At 43.1% G+C, this 16,007-nt stretch carries 15 protein-coding genes; 10 read left to right on the forward strand and 5 right to left on the reverse strand.

The annotated features are described in order from the left end of the window. Nucleotides 1-60 precede the first annotated feature (60 nt). Genes ACFO0S_RS11560 through rlmD form a run of 3 tightly spaced genes read left to right on the forward strand, consistent with a single transcriptional unit; the run spans nt 61 to nt 3,223 of the window. Entirely contained in the window at nt 61-960 is a 900-nt protein-coding gene (locus ACFO0S_RS11560) for a TIGR01777 family oxidoreductase (RefSeq protein WP_378142245.1), read from the forward strand. Nucleotides 961-1,004: 44 nt separating this feature from the next. Beyond that, on the forward strand, nt 1,005-1,802 hold the full coding sequence (locus ACFO0S_RS11565) for a polysaccharide deacetylase family protein (protein ID WP_378142246.1): 798 nt from the start codon (nt 1,005-1,007) through the stop codon (nt 1,800-1,802). Between the two features lie 50 nt (nt 1,803-1,852). Beyond that, a complete protein-coding gene (rlmD, locus tag ACFO0S_RS11570; RefSeq protein WP_378142248.1) occupies nt 1,853-3,223 on the forward strand; it encodes a 23S rRNA (uracil(1939)-C(5))-methyltransferase RlmD in 1,371 nt (456 codons plus the stop codon). 479 nt (nt 3,224-3,702) lie between these two features. On the opposite strand, the gene ACFO0S_RS11575 is transcribed toward rlmD, so the two are convergent. After that, nucleotides 3,703-4,875 carry an MFS transporter gene (locus ACFO0S_RS11575; protein WP_378142250.1) on the reverse strand — a complete coding sequence of 391 codons (1,173 nt, stop codon included), beginning with the start codon at nt 4,873-4,875 and terminating at the stop codon, nt 3,703-3,705. 374 nt (nt 4,876-5,249) lie between these two features. On the opposite strand from ACFO0S_RS11575, the gene ACFO0S_RS11580 reads away from it, so the two are divergent. The 3 genes from ACFO0S_RS11580 to ACFO0S_RS11590 all read left to right on the forward strand — a co-directional run bounded on the left by ACFO0S_RS11580 (nt 5,250) and on the right by ACFO0S_RS11590 (nt 9,023). Next, on the forward strand, nt 5,250-5,435 hold the full coding sequence (locus ACFO0S_RS11580; RefSeq protein WP_378142252.1) for an SE1561 family protein: 186 nt from the start codon (nt 5,250-5,252) through the stop codon (nt 5,433-5,435). Nucleotides 5,436-5,507: 72 nt separating this feature from the next. Next, nucleotides 5,508-7,037 carry a fumarate hydratase gene (locus tag ACFO0S_RS11585; protein ID WP_378142253.1) on the forward strand — a complete coding sequence of 510 codons (1,530 nt, stop codon included), beginning with the start codon at nt 5,508-5,510 and terminating at the stop codon, nt 7,035-7,037. Nucleotides 7,038-7,133: 96 nt separating this feature from the next. Further along, nucleotides 7,134-9,023: a heavy metal translocating P-type ATPase gene (locus tag ACFO0S_RS11590; RefSeq protein WP_378142255.1), complete on the forward strand. Its 1,890-nt coding sequence runs from the start codon at nt 7,134-7,136 to the stop codon at nt 9,021-9,023. An 8-nt stretch (nt 9,024-9,031) separates the two neighbouring features. Here the strand turns inward: ACFO0S_RS11590 and ACFO0S_RS11595 are convergent, their stop codons facing one another. Both ACFO0S_RS11595 and ACFO0S_RS11600 read right to left on the reverse strand, forming a co-directional pair. After that, nucleotides 9,032-9,994 carry a YihY/virulence factor BrkB family protein gene (locus ACFO0S_RS11595; protein ID WP_378142256.1) on the reverse strand — a complete coding sequence of 321 codons (963 nt, stop codon included), beginning with the start codon at nt 9,992-9,994 and terminating at the stop codon, nt 9,032-9,034. Between the two features lie 20 nt (nt 9,995-10,014). After that, a complete protein-coding gene (locus ACFO0S_RS11600) occupies nt 10,015-10,470 on the reverse strand; it encodes a YtxH domain-containing protein (RefSeq protein WP_378142257.1) in 456 nt (151 codons plus the stop codon). A 201-nt stretch (nt 10,471-10,671) separates the two neighbouring features. Between ACFO0S_RS11600 and ACFO0S_RS11605 the strand changes: the two genes are divergently transcribed. Beyond that, nucleotides 10,672-12,024 carry an alanine/glycine:cation symporter family protein gene (locus ACFO0S_RS11605; RefSeq protein ID WP_378142258.1) on the forward strand — a complete coding sequence of 451 codons (1,353 nt, stop codon included), beginning with the start codon at nt 10,672-10,674 and terminating at the stop codon, nt 12,022-12,024. Between the two features lie 63 nt (nt 12,025-12,087). Next, nucleotides 12,088-12,309, forward strand: a complete 222-nt coding sequence (locus ACFO0S_RS11610; protein WP_378142259.1) for a DUF1128 domain-containing protein — start codon at nt 12,088-12,090, stop codon at nt 12,307-12,309. 33 nt (nt 12,310-12,342) lie between these two features. Here ACFO0S_RS11610 and ACFO0S_RS11615 read toward each other — a convergent pair whose 3' ends face one another. Then, nucleotides 12,343-13,254, reverse strand: a complete 912-nt coding sequence (locus ACFO0S_RS11615; RefSeq protein ID WP_378142260.1) for a pseudouridine-5'-phosphate glycosidase — start codon at nt 13,252-13,254, stop codon at nt 12,343-12,345. Beyond that, a complete protein-coding gene (locus ACFO0S_RS11620; RefSeq protein ID WP_378142261.1) occupies nt 13,251-14,345 on the reverse strand; it encodes a PfkB family carbohydrate kinase in 1,095 nt (364 codons plus the stop codon). The genes ACFO0S_RS11615 and ACFO0S_RS11620 overlap by 4 nt, the downstream gene beginning before the upstream one ends. Nucleotides 14,346-14,487: 142 nt before the next feature. On the opposite strand from ACFO0S_RS11620, the gene ACFO0S_RS11625 reads away from it, so the two are divergent. Next, entirely contained in the window at nt 14,488-15,720 is a 1,233-nt protein-coding gene (locus tag ACFO0S_RS11625; RefSeq protein ID WP_378142262.1) for an aminopeptidase, read from the forward strand. 77 nt (nt 15,721-15,797) lie between these two features. Further along, nucleotides 15,798-15,932, forward strand: coding sequence for a hypothetical protein (locus ACFO0S_RS11630; protein ID WP_378142263.1), 135 nt, complete (start codon nt 15,798-15,800; stop codon nt 15,930-15,932). Nucleotides 15,933-16,007 lie beyond the last annotated feature (75 nt).

Consider the following 16,007-nt stretch of genomic DNA (forward strand, 5'->3'; position numbering starts at 1 on the left):
TCAGATTCTGTGTATTCGGGTACTCTCTATAGTATCATACGAAGAAAAGGAGGTCATTTTATGAAGATTGCCATTACAGGTGGCACGGGTTTTGTTGGCAAAGAACTAACGAATCTTTTACTTTCTGAAGGCCACCACGTGTACATTTTGACACGTTCCGATAAAAAAAGTGACAGTTCCATCACCTATGTTTCCTGGTTGAATAAAGGAGCGAAGCCGGAAGACCAGCTCCAAGGCATCGATGCTATCATTAACCTCGCAGGTACATCCATTAATGAAGGACGTTGGACAGCTGAGCAAAAAAAGAAAATCTATCAAAGTCGCATGGATGCTACAAACGAAGTACTACGTATCATCGAAGCTCTTCCGCAAAAACCGAGTGTTCTGGTCAATGCGTCTGCAGTCGGAATATATCCGACGTCAAAACACAAGACGTATACGGAAGACTCTCCGGAACGCGCCGATAACTTCCTCGCCAAAACAGTAGAAGACTGGGAAGCAACAGCAAAACAAGCCGAGCAGTTTGATGTACGTGTGGCATATGGTCGTTTCGGCGTTATTCTCGGGAAAGAAGAAGGTGCTCTTCCACTTATGGCACTTCCGTACAAGCTATTTGTCGGCGGAAAAGTCGGTACCGGGAAACAGTGGCTCTCTTGGGTGCATGTGAAAGACGTTGTACGCGCGCTCTACTTTGCCATCACAACTGAAAAATTACAAGGACCGTTCAACGTGACAGCTCCGCGGCCCTTGCGTAATGACGAGTTCGGTCGCACGCTTGGGGAAGTCCTGCATCGTCCGCATGCCATTCCGGCACCAAGCTTTGCTTTAAAAGCCGTTCTTGGAGAAAAGAGCCAACTGGTGCTTGAAGGGCAACAAGTGCTTCCACAAGTGCTTTTGCAGCACGGTTTCCATTTTGAATTTCCCACGGCAAAAGAAGCATTGAACCACTTATATGGATAAAACTTATCATCTCGCACATCCTTTTTAAAAAAGGATGTGTTTTTTTGCGAACCCTTCATTTACTTGGCATTACCCTTTTACTCAGTGTCAGTCTGCTTTCCTGGCAGTGGGTATCCGCCGCCTCAGATAGCTATTCGTTTGGATTGAAACGGGCCACGAACGAAGAACCTCCAGAAATCGGAGCAAAACTCGAATCAGTGCTCGCAAAACACGATGCCCTCCTCCGGGATACAAGTGGAGCGAAAACGATTTATCTGACCTTTGATAATGGCTATGAAAACGGACAAACGACGGCCATACTCGACACGCTTAAAAAAGAAAACATTCAAGCAACATTTTTTCTCACTGGGCATTATTTAAAGAGTGCACCAGACTTCGTCAAACGGATGATTGCAGATGGGCATACTATTGGTAACCACACCTATTCTCATCCGAATATGGCAACCCTCTCTGAAAAAGAATTAACTACGGAACTTCGACGTTTTGATGAAGAACTGAACAAGCTGACAGGGATTTCACGAACCACGATCGTCCGCCCACCAGAAGGTATCTTTTCAGAACGCTCCCTACGAGTGGCGAACCAACTCGGGTATCAGCATATTTTCTGGACGATGGCCATTGTGGATTGGCACGAGGACCGCGTGCGCGGGAAAGAAGTGGTCACGAAAGAGCTCGTTAATCAATTGCACCCAGGGGCAATTGTATTGTTGCATACAGTAAGTGCGGACAATTCCCAGGCTCTTCCGGATTTTATCGCCCAAGCACGAGCGAAAGGCTATGAGTTCGCTGATTTAGAAGAATTGCGCAAACAGTCCGTGAATACTCCCTTCCCTTTCCAATGACTTCCTTCCTCCTGTATAATGGGAGCATACTATGAAGGACGTGAGTAACCATGAGTGAAGGTGTAACTATTAAAGTGGGCCAAGAATTCCCACTGACCATTAAACGATTAGGAATTAACGGAGAAGGCGTTGGATTTTTCAAACGCCACGTCGTCTTCGTTCCAGGCGCTCTACCTGGAGAAGTTATAACAGCGCACGTCACGGAAGTGAAACGCAAATTCGCCACCGCTTCTATTAAGACAATTCGGGAAGCTTCGGAAGACCGCGTAACCCCTCCCTGCCCAATCTATGAAGAGTGTGGCGGTTGCCAACTTCAACATATGACGTATGCGAGACAACTTATTGAGAAACGAGACATTGTCGTCCAAGCTCTCGAACGCTACACCCCGGAATTAGATGTTGACCTTGTCAAACAAACGATTGGCATGGAAAACCCATGGCACTACCGCAACAAAAATCAGTTTCAAGTGCGCAAACGCAGTGGCCGCGTATTAGCTGGTCTATTCGCAGCAGGTTCAAATTTCTTAGTGAATATTGATGAATGCATAGTTCAGCAACCAGAGACTACGAAAATCACGAACCAAATCAAAGCGTTCATTGAAGAAAAAGGCATTCCTGTCTATGACGAACGTGACCCACAAGGAATCATTCGTTCAATCGTGGTCCGCCGCGGTATGGAGACCGGTCAAATTCAAGTAACAATAATCACCACTCGCAAGAAATTCCCATATAAAGAAGAACTGACGCAAGCCATTACCCAAATGGACAAGAACATTGTGTCTATCAGTCAGAACATTAACGCAGACCGGACGAGTTTGATTTTTGGTGAGCAGACGTTCAATTTATGGGGTAAAGAGACGATGGTCGAGAAACTTGACGGACTGGTGTTTGACTTGTCTGCTCGTGCGTTCTTCCAGTTGAATCCGGTGCAGACGGTTCATTTGTACAATGAAATCAAAAAAGCAGCGAAGCTAACCGGTACCGAAAATGTCATCGATGCGTATTGTGGCGTTGGCACCATTGGACTGTGGCTAGCGGACGACGCGAAAGAAGTGCGTGGAATGGATATTGTCCCTGAAGCGATTTCAGACGCAAAGAAAAATGCCGCGCACAATCAAAAGAAAAATACACTTTTCGCTGTAGGGACTCCTGAAGAAATGGCCGTAAAGTGGAAAAAAGAAGGTTTTGAGGCCGACGTGTTGACGGCGGATCCCCCACGTACGGGCCTTGACCCGGAACTGATGGACCTTGTGATGCGTACAAAACCGAAACGTTTTGTCTACACCTCGTGTAACCCATCTACACTTGCGAAGGATCTTCAAGAACTGACGAAAAAGTACGATGTCTTGTCCATCCAACCAGTAGATATGTTCCCGCAAACAGCACAAATTGAGTGTGTCGTGGAACTCGTTTTAAAGTGATTTAAGTGCCGGCTCATCTTGGGATGAGCCGGTTTTTCTATGTCTCGGTTGTTGTGTGTCAATGAATATTGCGCACTTCAAATAGATGAATTTCTGGCCTGGTTGATGGCGCAGTCCAAATAGATGGATTTCTACTCCAAGTGGCGGCGCACTCCAGTCGGGCAAATATTCGCACTAGCTGGGGCATTTGACGCACCAGTCGAGTCATTTTTCGCACCAATCACCCCCTCCCGCACTAGTTGACTTGATATTCGCACTAGTTGAGGCATTTGCCGCACCAGTTGAGTGATTTTTCGCACCAGTCACCCCCTCCCGCACTAGTTGACTTGATATTCGCATTAGCTGAGGCATTTGCCGCACCAGTTGAGTCATTTTTCGCACCAGTCACCACGTTCCGCACTAGTTGACTCTTCCCTACAGTTAATCCAATCCTATAGATATAGATAGTTAACCAGTTATTTCCCACAACAAAACCCGGCTCATCCCACATGAGCCGGGTCTTGTTGAGGTCGATATAGGGCAATCGAGATGCAAATGACCAGCAGTAGTGCTGAGACCATCCATAGAAAACTGATTCCCGAACTAAATTGCAAAAAAAGGCCTCCAAAAAACGGCCCCGTCAGAGATCCCATACTGAAGGCAATCCCGCATAGCAAGTTCCCTGTCGGCAGCAGCGACTTTGGCGTCAAGTCAGTCATATACGCAATGCCAAGAGAGAACATTGAGCCGACAAATAAACCGGCAATAAAGAAGGAGATGACGAGTGCCCATACAAATTGTTCAAACAGTCCACCCACAAAGAACGCGGTCGCTCCGCCGGCAAGTAAGATGATTAGCATCGGCTTTCGGCCAAACCGATCGCTGAGCATCCCGAGGGGCAGTTGTGACACGACTCCCCCAATTGAAAACGCAGCTAAGATTACCGACACGCTGGCCACCGGAATATCTTGCCGCAAGCTATACACTGGGAAAATAGCGTGGAGACTTGATTCCAAAAATCCATAGCTCAGAGGTGGTAAAAAGGCTGCCCACGCAATAAGGAATGCCGTTCGGAATCTTCGGGCAGACGACGTTTGCTGCGAAGCAAATCCTTCCGGAAAGTCGTTTGATAAGAAAAATACAAATGACCATGCAATGAGACAAAGTACGGACGACAAAATAAATGGCAGTCCTTCTGATATGTTGACGAGCGGCACAAATAATGGCCCGATTGCAAAGCCAAGTCCGAAGGATAACCCATAAAGCGCAATATTCTTTCCGAGCCTGTCTTTAGGTGAGGTGCTCGTGATCCACGTTTGCGTCGAGAAGTGCAGCGCGTGATCACCGATTCCAATCGCGAGTCGTAAGAAGAACCAAAACAGCACACTTTTCCAAAGAGGGAAGAGCGCGAGTGAGATAATAACAAGGAGGCCACCCACTAAGATTATTGGCTTATACCCCCACCTTCTAAGTGGCGCTTCCATAAACGGACTGACGAGAAGTGTTCCTATATATAGACCTGTTGCACTGAGTCCGTTCAATGTCGCACTCAAGCCATCCTGTTCAAAGATGATGGAAATGAGCGGCAACAACATCCCCTGTGAAAATCCGGAAATAGAGACAATCAACACGAGGATAAAAAATCGTTGTTTATCGGTAATCTGTCGTTTCATGATGCATTCTCTTCTTTCTATTAACAGTTCCTATAGTCTAGCAGAGATAATGCCTTCTGAATAGACAACACAAAAAGGCTCGAGCAGTCTGCATCACTGTTCGAGCCTTTTATACGTCTTCTTTACCTTCTCTTGTTTTCATAATTGCATTTACGGCTACTATTCCAGCCGGTGAAATGTCTGAACCGCCTCCTTACGTGTTGGTTTTCGACAGGTTCACTACGGCCTCCTTCCTAGTAGAGATTATGATTACTTTAACACATTGTTTTATTATTGTAAATATTCTAAATACATAATTTATTAATTTCGTTCGTTGGTCCTATCTTTTCCCCGCAGAATCGGGTATAGTAAAAATGCTGAAGGAGGTGCCTCTCATGGGCAATCACGTAACGAATCCAGAACAGCAAGTCATCTACTTAAAAGAGCGCCTAAACATGTTTTTAGAAGTGCTTGACTCAATCGAACCTGAATCAACTAAAGTCGAAGATATTGACCGCCTTATTGAAATGATGGATGATCTTGAACAGAAAATGGACCAGTTCAAAAAAACGAAAGAGTAGCCTAGCTGCTCTTTTTTTCATGTGTTCAGAAGAGTATACTTAGACTAGTACTTAATTAAAGGAGCCATCAGCATGTACATAGAAGCGTTAGAAAAAAGTATTTATGAACTGATTACAGAAACCAGCACGAACTTACCAAAAGATGTACGCCGCGCCATTGCGAAAGCAAAAAAAGCGGAGAATGCAGGAACACGTGCAGCCATGAGTTTAGACACCATCGCGAACAATATTCAAATGGCAGATGATAACGTCTCCCCTATTTGCCAAGACACTGGTCTGCCAACATTTAAAATTAAGACACCTATCGGCGTGAATCAATTAGAAATCAAAGCAGCAATCAAGCGTGCAATTGCTCAAGCAACGAAAGACGCTAAGCTTCGTCCGAACTCAGTGGATTCTATCACAGGAGAAAACAGTGGTGACAATTTAGGTGACGGCGTTCCTGTCATGAAATTTGAACAATGGGAACAAGACCATATCGAAATGAAGCTCATCTTAAAAGGCGGCGGCTGTGAGAACAAAAACATTCAGTATAGCTTGCCAACGGAACTTGAAGGCTTAGGACGTGCGGGACGAGACCTAGACGGTATTCGTAAGTGTATCCTCCACTCGGTTTATCAAGCCCAAGGTCAAGGGTGCTCCGCCGGATTTATCGGTGTGGGAATTGGAGGGGACCGCTCTTCTGGGTACGACCTCGCGAAAGAACAACTCTTCCGTTCCGTAGAAGATGTAAATCCAAATCAGGAACTTGCAAAACTGGAAGACTACATTGTGGAAAAAGCGAATACACTAGGAATCGGCACGATGGGCTTCGGCGGCGAAGCCACGTTACTCGGATGTAAAATTGGTGTTATGCACCGCATCCCTGCTAGTTTCTACGTGTCTGTTGCCTATAACTGTTGGGCATACCGTCGTATGGCTATTGATATTTCACCAGCAACTGGCGAAATCAATAATTGGCATTATCAAGACGGGGAAAAGATTGAATTTAAACAACAAGAGACAATAGATGAAGAAGTAAAAGAAGTCGTTCGTTTAGAAGCACCAATTACAGAAGAAAAAGTTCGCTCTTTAAAAGTCGGTGACGTGGTATCGATTTCCGGTCGTATGTACACGGGGCGCGATGCGATTCACCACCATTTAATGAGCCACGATGCTCCTGTTGATTTAGATGGACAGATCATCTATCACTGTGGTCCGGTTATGCAAAAAGACACAGAGGGCAACTGGCATGTACGTGCAGCAGGCCCTACGACGTCCATACGAGAGGAGCCTTACCAAGGGGATATTATGAAGAAGTTTGGTATTCGTGCTGTCATCGGTAAAGGCGGTATGGGACCGAAGACGCTTGCTGCGTTGAATGAACATGGCGGTGTCTACCTCAATGCAATTGGTGGAGCGGCACAATACTACGCCGACTGCATTAAAGGTGTAGACGGTGTGGACCTTATGGAATTTGGAATTCCAGAAGCGATGTGGCATCTTCGTGTGGAAGATTTTACGGCAGTCGTCACCATGGATTCGCACGGAAATAGTCTACATGCCGATGTTGACAAGTCTTCTTTAGAAAAATTAGCACTTCATAAAGAACGCGTATTTTAACTCATTGAAGGGGTTTCTTTTTAGAAATCCCTTTTGTTGCATTTTCTCTTATTTATAATTATTATAAAGTAATAATTAATATAAGGAGAGATGTCAATGCACTTCTTCCGTGAACGCATCCAACCCCATATCGAATTAATTTCTGCACTTTTTTCCGGGGTGTTAATCGTAATCGCCTGGCTTGTAAATCGAGACGGGGAATCTACCCTTTCTATTTCACTTTATCTTCTTGCTTTTGTAATAGGGGGATATGCAAAAGCAAAAGAAGGAATTGAAACAACGTTTAAAGAGAAAAAACTGAATGTGGAACTTTTGATGATTCTCGCGGCCATAGGTTCCTCTATCATTGGATATTGGACTGAAGGTGCCATCCTCATTTTCATTTTCGCATTGAGCGGTGCACTTGAAACCTATTCCATGAACAAGTCTCGACAAGAAATTGCTTCATTGATTGAACTTCAACCGGATCAAGCCTGGAAACTGGATGCGTCCGGAACTGCTCAACTTTTACCTGTTGATGAGTTAAAAATTGGTGACATGATCTTAATTAAACCAGGTGAACGGATTCCTGCAGATGCTGTCATTATCGAAGGAAGCTCCTCGATTGATGAATCTGCCTTGTCTGGTGAACCGATTCCCGTACAAAAACAAATCGAAGATGACGTCTTTTCTGGAACGGTTAACGGCAATGGTGTATTGAAAGCACGTGTGCGTAAAGAAAATGCTGATTCTCTCTTCCAAAAAATTATTGTCCTTGTAAAAGCGGCACAAGAGGAAAAATCAGAATCTCAACAGTTCATTGAAAGGTTTGAAGGTGGTTATGTAAAAGGCGTGCTGATCGCCGTCGCTCTTATGCTCTTCCTTCCCCACTACATTTTTGAATGGAGCTGGGAAACAACATTCTACCGAGCAATGGTCCTACTCGTTGTTGCTTCCCCTTGCGCTGTCGTTGCTTCAGTCATGCCAGCTACTCTCGCGTCCATTTCGAACGGTGCCCGGAACGGGATTTTGTTCAAAGGGGGCAATCACTTAGAAGCGCTAAGTCACTTGCAAGCCATTGCTTTTGATAAAACGGGGACTCTAACTCAAGGGAAACCGGAGGTCACAGATTTTATCGTTCGCGACCGGGTATCCCGAGAACACGTACTTTCTATTTTGGCATCGATTGAAGAAAAGTCGAACCACCCACTTGCAGTTGCCATTACAAACTATGCACGTTCTAGTGGTGGTAATGAGGCCATCGAGATGGATGTCAAAGATCTAGCAGGATTTGGGTTAGAGGGCACTTCCGGGGATGCAGTTTATCGGGTGGGAAAACCAGATTTTGTAGGTCGACAAGAAGCTCTCGACTTCCACGAGGGAATATCCATAGAACTTGCTGCGGAAGGAAAAACAGTTACTTATATCCGTGATCAAACTGGCATTCTTGCATTGATTGCTTTAAAGGATCAAATCCGACAAGAAGCCATGACAACCATTTCTCAACTCAAGTCTCTTGGCGTTATAACAATTATGTTAACGGGAGACAACGAAAAGACCGCTGCCAAAATTGCGAAAGAAGCAGGAATTGATCAGTATGTAGCAGAGTGTCTACCTGAGACGAAAGTAGATCATTTAAAAAAGCTGAAAACGGAATATACAGCAGTCGGAATGGTAGGAGATGGAATTAATGATGCCCCAGCGCTTGCTACCGCAACGACAGGTTTTGCTATGGGTGATGGGACGGATGTAGCCCTAGAAACAGCGGATGTCGTGTTAATGAAAAATGAGTTAACAAAAGTAGCATACGCCATTCAACTTTCGAAAAAAATGCAGCGAATCGTGAAACAAAATATTGCATTTTCACTTACCGTAATTGCCCTTTTGATCTTCTCCAATTTCTTGCAAATTGTGAACCTACCCCTTGGTGTCATTGGCCATGAAGGTTCTACTATTCTTGTCATTCTGAATGGATTGCGTATGCTGAAAACGTTAAAAGCAGGATGAGTAAAAACTCATCCTGCTTCTTTTGCTTGTAGTCGCATTTTCCGTTCTTGCATCACGGCATTTATCTGTCCACCAATCATAAGAATGGTTCCAGAAAAATAAAGCCACACCATTAAGATAATCATTGTCCCAAGGCTACCGTATGTAGCAGTGTAATTGGCAAAATTACTTACATAGAATGAGAATGCTAGAGAGACAATAATCCAACCGAGAGTTGCAAAAAGTCCTCCTGGAATCACACTCTTCAGATAGAGTTTTTGATTAGGAACTATCCAATACAGAGCTGTTAGCACTACGAATATGATCAGAGGCGGTATCGTAAATCGAATACTATTCCAGATAAGAAGAAATACTTCATCCAGTCCTAAGAACGAGAATAAAAATACTCCGATTTGCGCACCAAATATAGGAAGAAGCAATGCTATTACAAACAATCCAATAATTAATATGGTAAACACGACTGAAAGTCCACGAACGATAAAGAATGGCCGAGTCTCTTCTAAATCATACGATTTATTTAAAGATTTCATGATGGCATTTACCCCATTAGAAGCTGACCAAATGGTACCGAGTAAACCGAGTGACAATAATCCACCATTCCTATTTTGTAAGACTTCGGTCAACGTCCCTTCTATCAATCCATACACATCAGCAGGTGCATAGTTTCTCAAAAACTGAAAGAGTTGATCTTGCGGTAAGTTAAGATACGGTAACAGAGTCACCATAAAAATTAGTAATGGAAAAAGAGACAATAAAAAGAAAAACGCAAGCTGAGCACCAAGAGCTGTCACATCTGATTTTTTTATATGCTGAAGTAAGTCTTGGAAAAAACCTTTCCAGGTTGTCGGATCATACGTCTCGGTCGTTTTCTCCTCTTTATTCTTTCCAAATCTCATAAACGTTAATTTCTCTTTCCATGAAGCTGCTTTCTTTGAGTCTTGTTGTTCGTTATTTTTTGGAGTTTCCTCCATTTGCTTCACATCCTCATCACTTAGCCATTCTTTTTTTCTGCTTCACCATACTTTTCTGCATATTCAGGAGTCTGTTGTTGCATATGAGGGTCGTGAGAAACCTCATCTGCTTGCAATGATTCATTAGATGCCTCTGAAATAATTTCTTTGTATTCTTCTTTTGATGTGCTAAAAGTGTTTTTTGTTTCAGATAATAATGTTTGCACTTGAGGAGCGATTTGCTTTACTTCATTTACTTGAGTCGTCAGGTATTGAGCATCCGAAGCTAATTTTTCATATAACGATTTATAATGATTGATTTTCGTCTCAAGGTCATGCTTCAATACTTCCCGATTGTTATTATAGTATTTCGCTTTTTCACTCGCAGTTCGTGCTCGATTTTTCATCACATCACGAGTTTGACGATCCAGTAAACTGATAAGTGCTCCTGCTAGAGCTCCATATAATAACCCTTTAGAAAATTTGCTTTGTGACATATAAAACGCCTCCATTTATGATTTTTTGATTGAATATAGTCTATTATACCCTTAGAGATTTTCATTGAAACGAACCAATTTAAAAAATTGTCTTGACTAAGGTGCAGAATTTTATGAATATTAATGATATATAAGTCATTAATTGATAAGGAGGATCGTTTTTTTATAGTTCGTAAGAGATAATCAAAGGGGGATTTACATATGGACACACTTTATAAAGTACTTGGTGCGCTATCCGACGTGGTTTGGGGACCACCACTACTTATCTTGATTGTTGGTACAGGTATTTACTTAACGTTTCGTTTAGGTCTTGTTCAAATTCTAATGTTACCTGCTGCACTCAAGCAAACCTTTTCAAAAAAGCACGATAAAAATGCAGAGGGCGATATTTCTCAGTTCCAGGCATTGACCACTGCATTAGCTGCCACAGTCGGTACCGGAAATATCGTTGGGGTTGCAACGGCCATTGTCCTTGGAGGACCTGGAGCGGTCTTCTGGATGTGGCTATCTGCTGTCTTCGGAATGGCAACAAAGTATGGAGAAGCAGTCCTTGCAGTCAAATATCGTGTGAAAGACGCAAACGGCGAAATGGCCGGCGGACCGATGTACTACTTAGAACACGGTCTGAAGCAAAAATGGTTAGCTGTCTTGTTCGCGATTTTCGGAGCTCTTGCTGCGTTTGGTATCGGGAATGGAACACAATCGAACTCTGTTGCAAACGTGGTCCATGATACGTTTGGAATTGCTAACTGGATTACTGGTTTAGTTCTGATGATTTTTGCAGCACTTGTCATAATTGGTGGAATTAAATCCATCGGTAAAGTAACAGCTGTCTTTGTTCCAATCATGGCAATTTTCTACGTATTTGGTGGGCTCCTCGTAATGATTCTAAACATCACTGAAGTACCTGGAGCAATTATGACAATTTTAGAAATGGCCTTCTCAACCGAAGCTGCTGCAGGTGGTGCAATCGGTGCCGCTATCCGTTACGGGGTTGCTCGTGGAGTGTTCTCTAATGAAGCAGGTCTTGGTTCTGCTCCAATCGCTGCTGCTGCTGCAAAGACGGATCTTGCAGGTCGTCAAGGTCTTATTTCAATGACACAGGTGTTCTTTGACACAATCATCATCTGTTCTATTACAGGTATCACCATCGTTATGTCTGGTCTTTATACAACAACCGATTCACAAGGTGCAGGTACCTTAACTTCTAATGCATTTGGTCACTTCTTAGGTGATATCGGTCCAATCATCGTTGCAATTGGTTTAGTTTTCTTCGCTTCTTCTACCATCCTTGGGTGGGCGTATTACGGTGAGAAGTGTTTCCAATACCTATTTAAAAACCCGTCCCTATTGATTGTTTACCGTGTACTATTCATCGCAATGGTGTTCGTCGGATCAGTTATTTCTCTAGACCTTATCTGGACGTTCTCTGATGTAGCGAATGGTATGATGGCAATTCCGAACTTAATCGGTCTTCTGGGCTTATCCGGAGTCATTGCTCTTGAGACGAAGAAGATTCGTGAAAAGTTAAAAGAAGAAAAAGCGCAAGCATAGTCTATTGACAAGAGGAATCCAGCGTGGAATGATAGATGGATGACAGTGAAAGGCGGTACAGCTATGGATCTATCCCAACCATCGAAAGAAAATATTCGTTTCATGATTGAAGCTATCAAAGATAAGTTACGTATGGTCAATGTAGATGCGATGAAAGCAGATGACTTTACAGCATCCGAATACGAAGATCTATGTTACTTATATGAAATGGTTTCAAAACGCGATTCCTTCAGTCCAAGTGAAATGCAAGCTATTGCTTCTGAACTCGGAAATTTACGAAATTAAAACGGTGTTCCCCACGGGGAGCACCGTTTTTCATTAGTTAGCTGCGTAAGCCTTTGCGATTTGTGCACCAACTTTTGCATTGTTCATCACAAGCGCAATGTTAGCTTCGAGTGACTTACCATCTGTCAGTTCTTTCACTTTACCGAGTAAGAATGGTGTGACATCTTTCCCTTTGATTCCATTGTCGCTTGCTTCTTGTAACGCTTTTTCAATGATGGCTGAAATTTCTTTTTCATCGAGTGACGATTCTGCAGGAATAGGATTGGCAATCACTGCTCCTCCGTTTAATCCAAGCTCCCATTTTACTTTCAGCATATCTGCCACTTCTTCCGGAGAATCAACGCGGAAGTTTGAAGCAAATTGACTCGTAGCCGAATAGAACGCAGGGAACGCATCTGTACCGTACCCGACAACTGGAACCCCTTTTGTTTCTAGATATTCAAGTGTCAATCCAATATCTAAAATTGATTTCGCCCCTGCACAAATGACAGCTACATTGGTCTGAGAGAGTTCCTCTAAATCTGCTGAGATATCCATTGTCGTTTCCGCTCCGCGGTGTACACCACCGATTCCACCTGTGACAAAGATAGAAATTCCGGCAAGCTCGGCACAGATCATCGTAGTCGCTACAGTTGTCGCCCCAATTTCTTTTGCAGAGAGAACATACGCTAAATCACGACGAGATGTTTTACGTACATTTTGGCTTGTCGCAAGCAGCTCGAGATCCTCATTTGTTAAGCCGATTTTAATCCGTCCATCCATAAGCGCGATTGTTGCTGGTACTGCTCCATTTTCACGAATGACTTCTTCTACTTCTTTTGCCATCTTCACGTTTTCTGGATAAGGCATCCCGTGTGAGATGATTGTTGACTCTAAGGCAACTACAGGTTTTCCGCTTTCTAATGCTTCTTTGACCTCAGGTGTATAGTCTAATAAATGTTTCATTTATAGTCCTCCATTTCTTTTTCTAACAATTCTTTAGTTAATTCGGTTCGAACTGTGTATGTGGATTCTAATGTTTTCGTTGCATTCACAATTCCTGCAAACACGGATGCCTTGGAACTTTTTCCTTCTAACCACTGATGCAGAAGTGCTGCTACAAATGAATCTCCTGCTCCTGTAACATCTCGAATCACATCGGGTTCAATCGCATTTATGTGAGCCATGTGATTCTCTTCACTCATCGTGACCCCGTCTGATCCATTTGTGATGACCACGAATTGTGCTCCTTTGTTATGAAGAAGCTGGTGAGCTTTCTCAAGTTCTTCTGCACTAGCAATTGTTTGCCCCGTTATCATCTCTGCTTCTCCTTGGTTACAGATCATCCAAGTGACCCCTTCTAATGAGTCTGGTAAGTTTTGCATTTTGGGACCTGAAACAGGCACTATAGCAGTTGGTATATTGTACGTTTTGGCAGTAGTCAAAATAGCTTTAACCGTTTCTTTTGCTAAGTTTAAGTCCACTACCACCAAGGTCGCAGATTTGAATAATTTCTCATGTGTCAGTACCCATTCCGGAGTCAGATGTTGATAAATCTCCATGTCTGCAAAAGCGACTTGCATCTCCCCTTCTGCATCGATGACAGCTGTATACGTCCCTGTTCGCTCTTGATCCAGATTTCGAATGTGTTGAAGGTCTGCCCATTCATTCGTCTGCTCTCTCAGAAACTCCCATTCCATGTCTTGACCCGCTACACTCATCAATTTCACCTCATGGCCAAGTCTGCCCAAGTTTTCAGCTACATTTCGAGCAACGCCTCCCACAGTTTGGTAGCTCGTGACAGGATTAGATGTTTGATACATCAACTGACCTTTGACGACCATCTTCCTATCAACATTCATTCCACCAAAAACAAGCACAGGGTTTGCCTCGGCTACTATATAAGCTCGGCCTTTAATTTTCCCCGATTTCACAAGACCTGAAATAAGATTAGCAATGGACGGTCTAGAAAGTTGAAGAGCCTCTGCAATCTCTTGTTGACTTGCATACGGGTTCTTTCTCAATAATTCTAACAGTTCATGTTCTTTGCTCGACATTTTCTCACCACTCTTTAAACATTTGTTTATATAATAAACTATTGTTTAAATTAAAGCAATCAATTACAATTCGCCTTCCGTTGCTTTTATCGAATAATTCCTGCTATTCTAATAAAGTACGAATATAAAGGAGGAAAAGACCGTGTCATCTTTTGAACAAAAATTAGAAAAATATGCAGCCCTTGCTGTTGAAATAGGTGTCAATATTCAACCAGGCCAATATCTATATATAGCTGCATCCACAGATACACTTGAATTTACTCGCGCAGTGACGAAGAAAGCATACGAAGTAGGTGCGAAGCAAGTTTTCGTCGATATCGTAGACGACCAGATCTCTCGCCTACGCTATGAGCATGCACCAGAGGATTCATTCGATTTCTTCCCAGAGTGGAAAGTGATGGAACGGGAACAACTCGCTGAACAAGGCGCAGCGTTTATGAACATCGTGTCTCAAAGTCCTGATTTGATGAAAGGGATTGATTCCACACGTATTGCAACGTTCCAAAAAACCGCTGGTAAAGCGTTGTCGAAATACCGACAGTATGTCCAGTCAGATAAGATCAGCTGGACAGTCATCGCGGCTCCGTCCAAAGGATGGGCGGCGAAAGTGTTCCCGGACGCACCAAAAGAACAACAAGTGGAGCTTTTATGGGAGGCCATTTTTAAAGCAGTTCGTGCGGACCTTGAAGATCCAGTGAAAGCATGGGAGGCACATGACAAAACACTTCATGAAAAAGTTGATTATTTAAATGAGAAGAAATATTCTTCCCTTCATTACACAGCTCCTGGAACAGATTTAACGATTGACCTTCCAAAAGGGCATTTATGGGCAGGAGCAAGCAGTACGAATGAAAAGGGTGAAAGCTTCATGGCGAACATGCCTACTGAAGAAGTCTTTACCGTTCCTCATAAAGATGGGGTAAGTGGATATGTCTCTAGTACAAAACCACTCAGCTATGGTGGAAACATCATCGACAACTTCAAAATAACGTTTGAAAATGGTCGTATTACGAAAGTAGAAGCTGAAGAAGGTCAAGAAGTTCTTTCCAAGTTGGTAGATACGGACGAAGGCTCTCACCGTTTAGGGGAAGTTGCCCTTGTTCCGCATGATTCACCGATTTCCAATTCAAATATTTTATTCTTTAATACATTATTTGATGAAAATGCATCCAATCACTTGGCAATCGGATCGGCTTATGCGTTTTGTTTAGAGGGTGGAAAAACGATGTCTCAAGAAGAGCTTTCAAAGCATGGTCTTAATGAGAGCATCACTCATGTAGATTTCATGATTGGTTCGGATAAAATGGACATCGACGGCATCTTAGAAGATGGCACAAAAGAACCGATTTTCCGAAACGGAAACTGGGCATTTTAATCGTTCACATTTGTGACCTACCTTTTCTCTAAAAATTAGGGTATACTACGAGTAGAATTCCAAAAGAGGTGAAAAACATGGGTATTTTTCTAGCTATAGTGTTTGGATTTCTGACGGTCATGTCAATTGCTGGTGGTACAATGATGTTTTATTTCATGACAGCAATGAACAACCATGATGCAGAGAAAATCGACCCACGTCCGCAAGAATAGGAAGAGAGCTGCTTTCGCGGCTCTTTTTTTAATTGTCTTCATATAATTTTTTATTTACATTTTCATTTCGGTAAA

It is taken from the genome of Chryseomicrobium palamuruense, from assembly GCF_042649045.1.
Classification (GTDB): domain Bacteria; phylum Bacillota; class Bacilli; order Bacillales_A; family Planococcaceae; genus Chryseomicrobium; species Chryseomicrobium palamuruense.

Coding starts and splice junctions, on each gene's coding strand:
- ACFO0S_RS11610 (WP_378142259.1), top strand. CDS start 12,088: ATGGATCTATCCCAACCATCGAAAGAAAATATTCGTTTCATGATTGAA.
- rlmD (WP_378142248.1), top strand. CDS start 1,853: ATGAGTGAAGGTGTAACTATTAAAGTGGGCCAAGAATTCCCACTGACC.
- ACFO0S_RS11595 (WP_378142256.1), bottom strand. CDS start 9,994: ATGGAGGAAACTCCAAAAAATAACGAACAACAAGACTCAAAGAAAGCA.
- ACFO0S_RS11590 (WP_378142255.1), top strand. CDS start 7,134: ATGCACTTCTTCCGTGAACGCATCCAACCCCATATCGAATTAATTTCT.
- ACFO0S_RS11630 (WP_378142263.1), top strand. CDS start 15,798: ATGGGTATTTTTCTAGCTATAGTGTTTGGATTTCTGACGGTCATGTCA.
- ACFO0S_RS11615 (WP_378142260.1), bottom strand. CDS start 13,254: ATGAAACATTTATTAGACTATACACCTGAGGTCAAAGAAGCATTAGAA.
- ACFO0S_RS11585 (WP_378142253.1), top strand. CDS start 5,508: ATGTACATAGAAGCGTTAGAAAAAAGTATTTATGAACTGATTACAGAA.
- ACFO0S_RS11580 (WP_378142252.1), top strand. CDS start 5,250: ATGGGCAATCACGTAACGAATCCAGAACAGCAAGTCATCTACTTAAAA.
- ACFO0S_RS11605 (WP_378142258.1), top strand. CDS start 10,672: ATGGACACACTTTATAAAGTACTTGGTGCGCTATCCGACGTGGTTTGG.
- ACFO0S_RS11620 (WP_378142261.1), bottom strand. CDS start 14,345: ATGTCGAGCAAAGAACATGAACTGTTAGAATTATTGAGAAAGAACCCG.
- ACFO0S_RS11575 (WP_378142250.1), bottom strand. CDS start 4,875: ATGAAACGACAGATTACCGATAAACAACGATTTTTTATCCTCGTGTTG.
- ACFO0S_RS11600 (WP_378142257.1), bottom strand. CDS start 10,470: ATGTCACAAAGCAAATTTTCTAAAGGGTTATTATATGGAGCTCTAGCA.
- ACFO0S_RS11560 (WP_378142245.1), top strand. CDS start 61: ATGAAGATTGCCATTACAGGTGGCACGGGTTTTGTTGGCAAAGAACTA.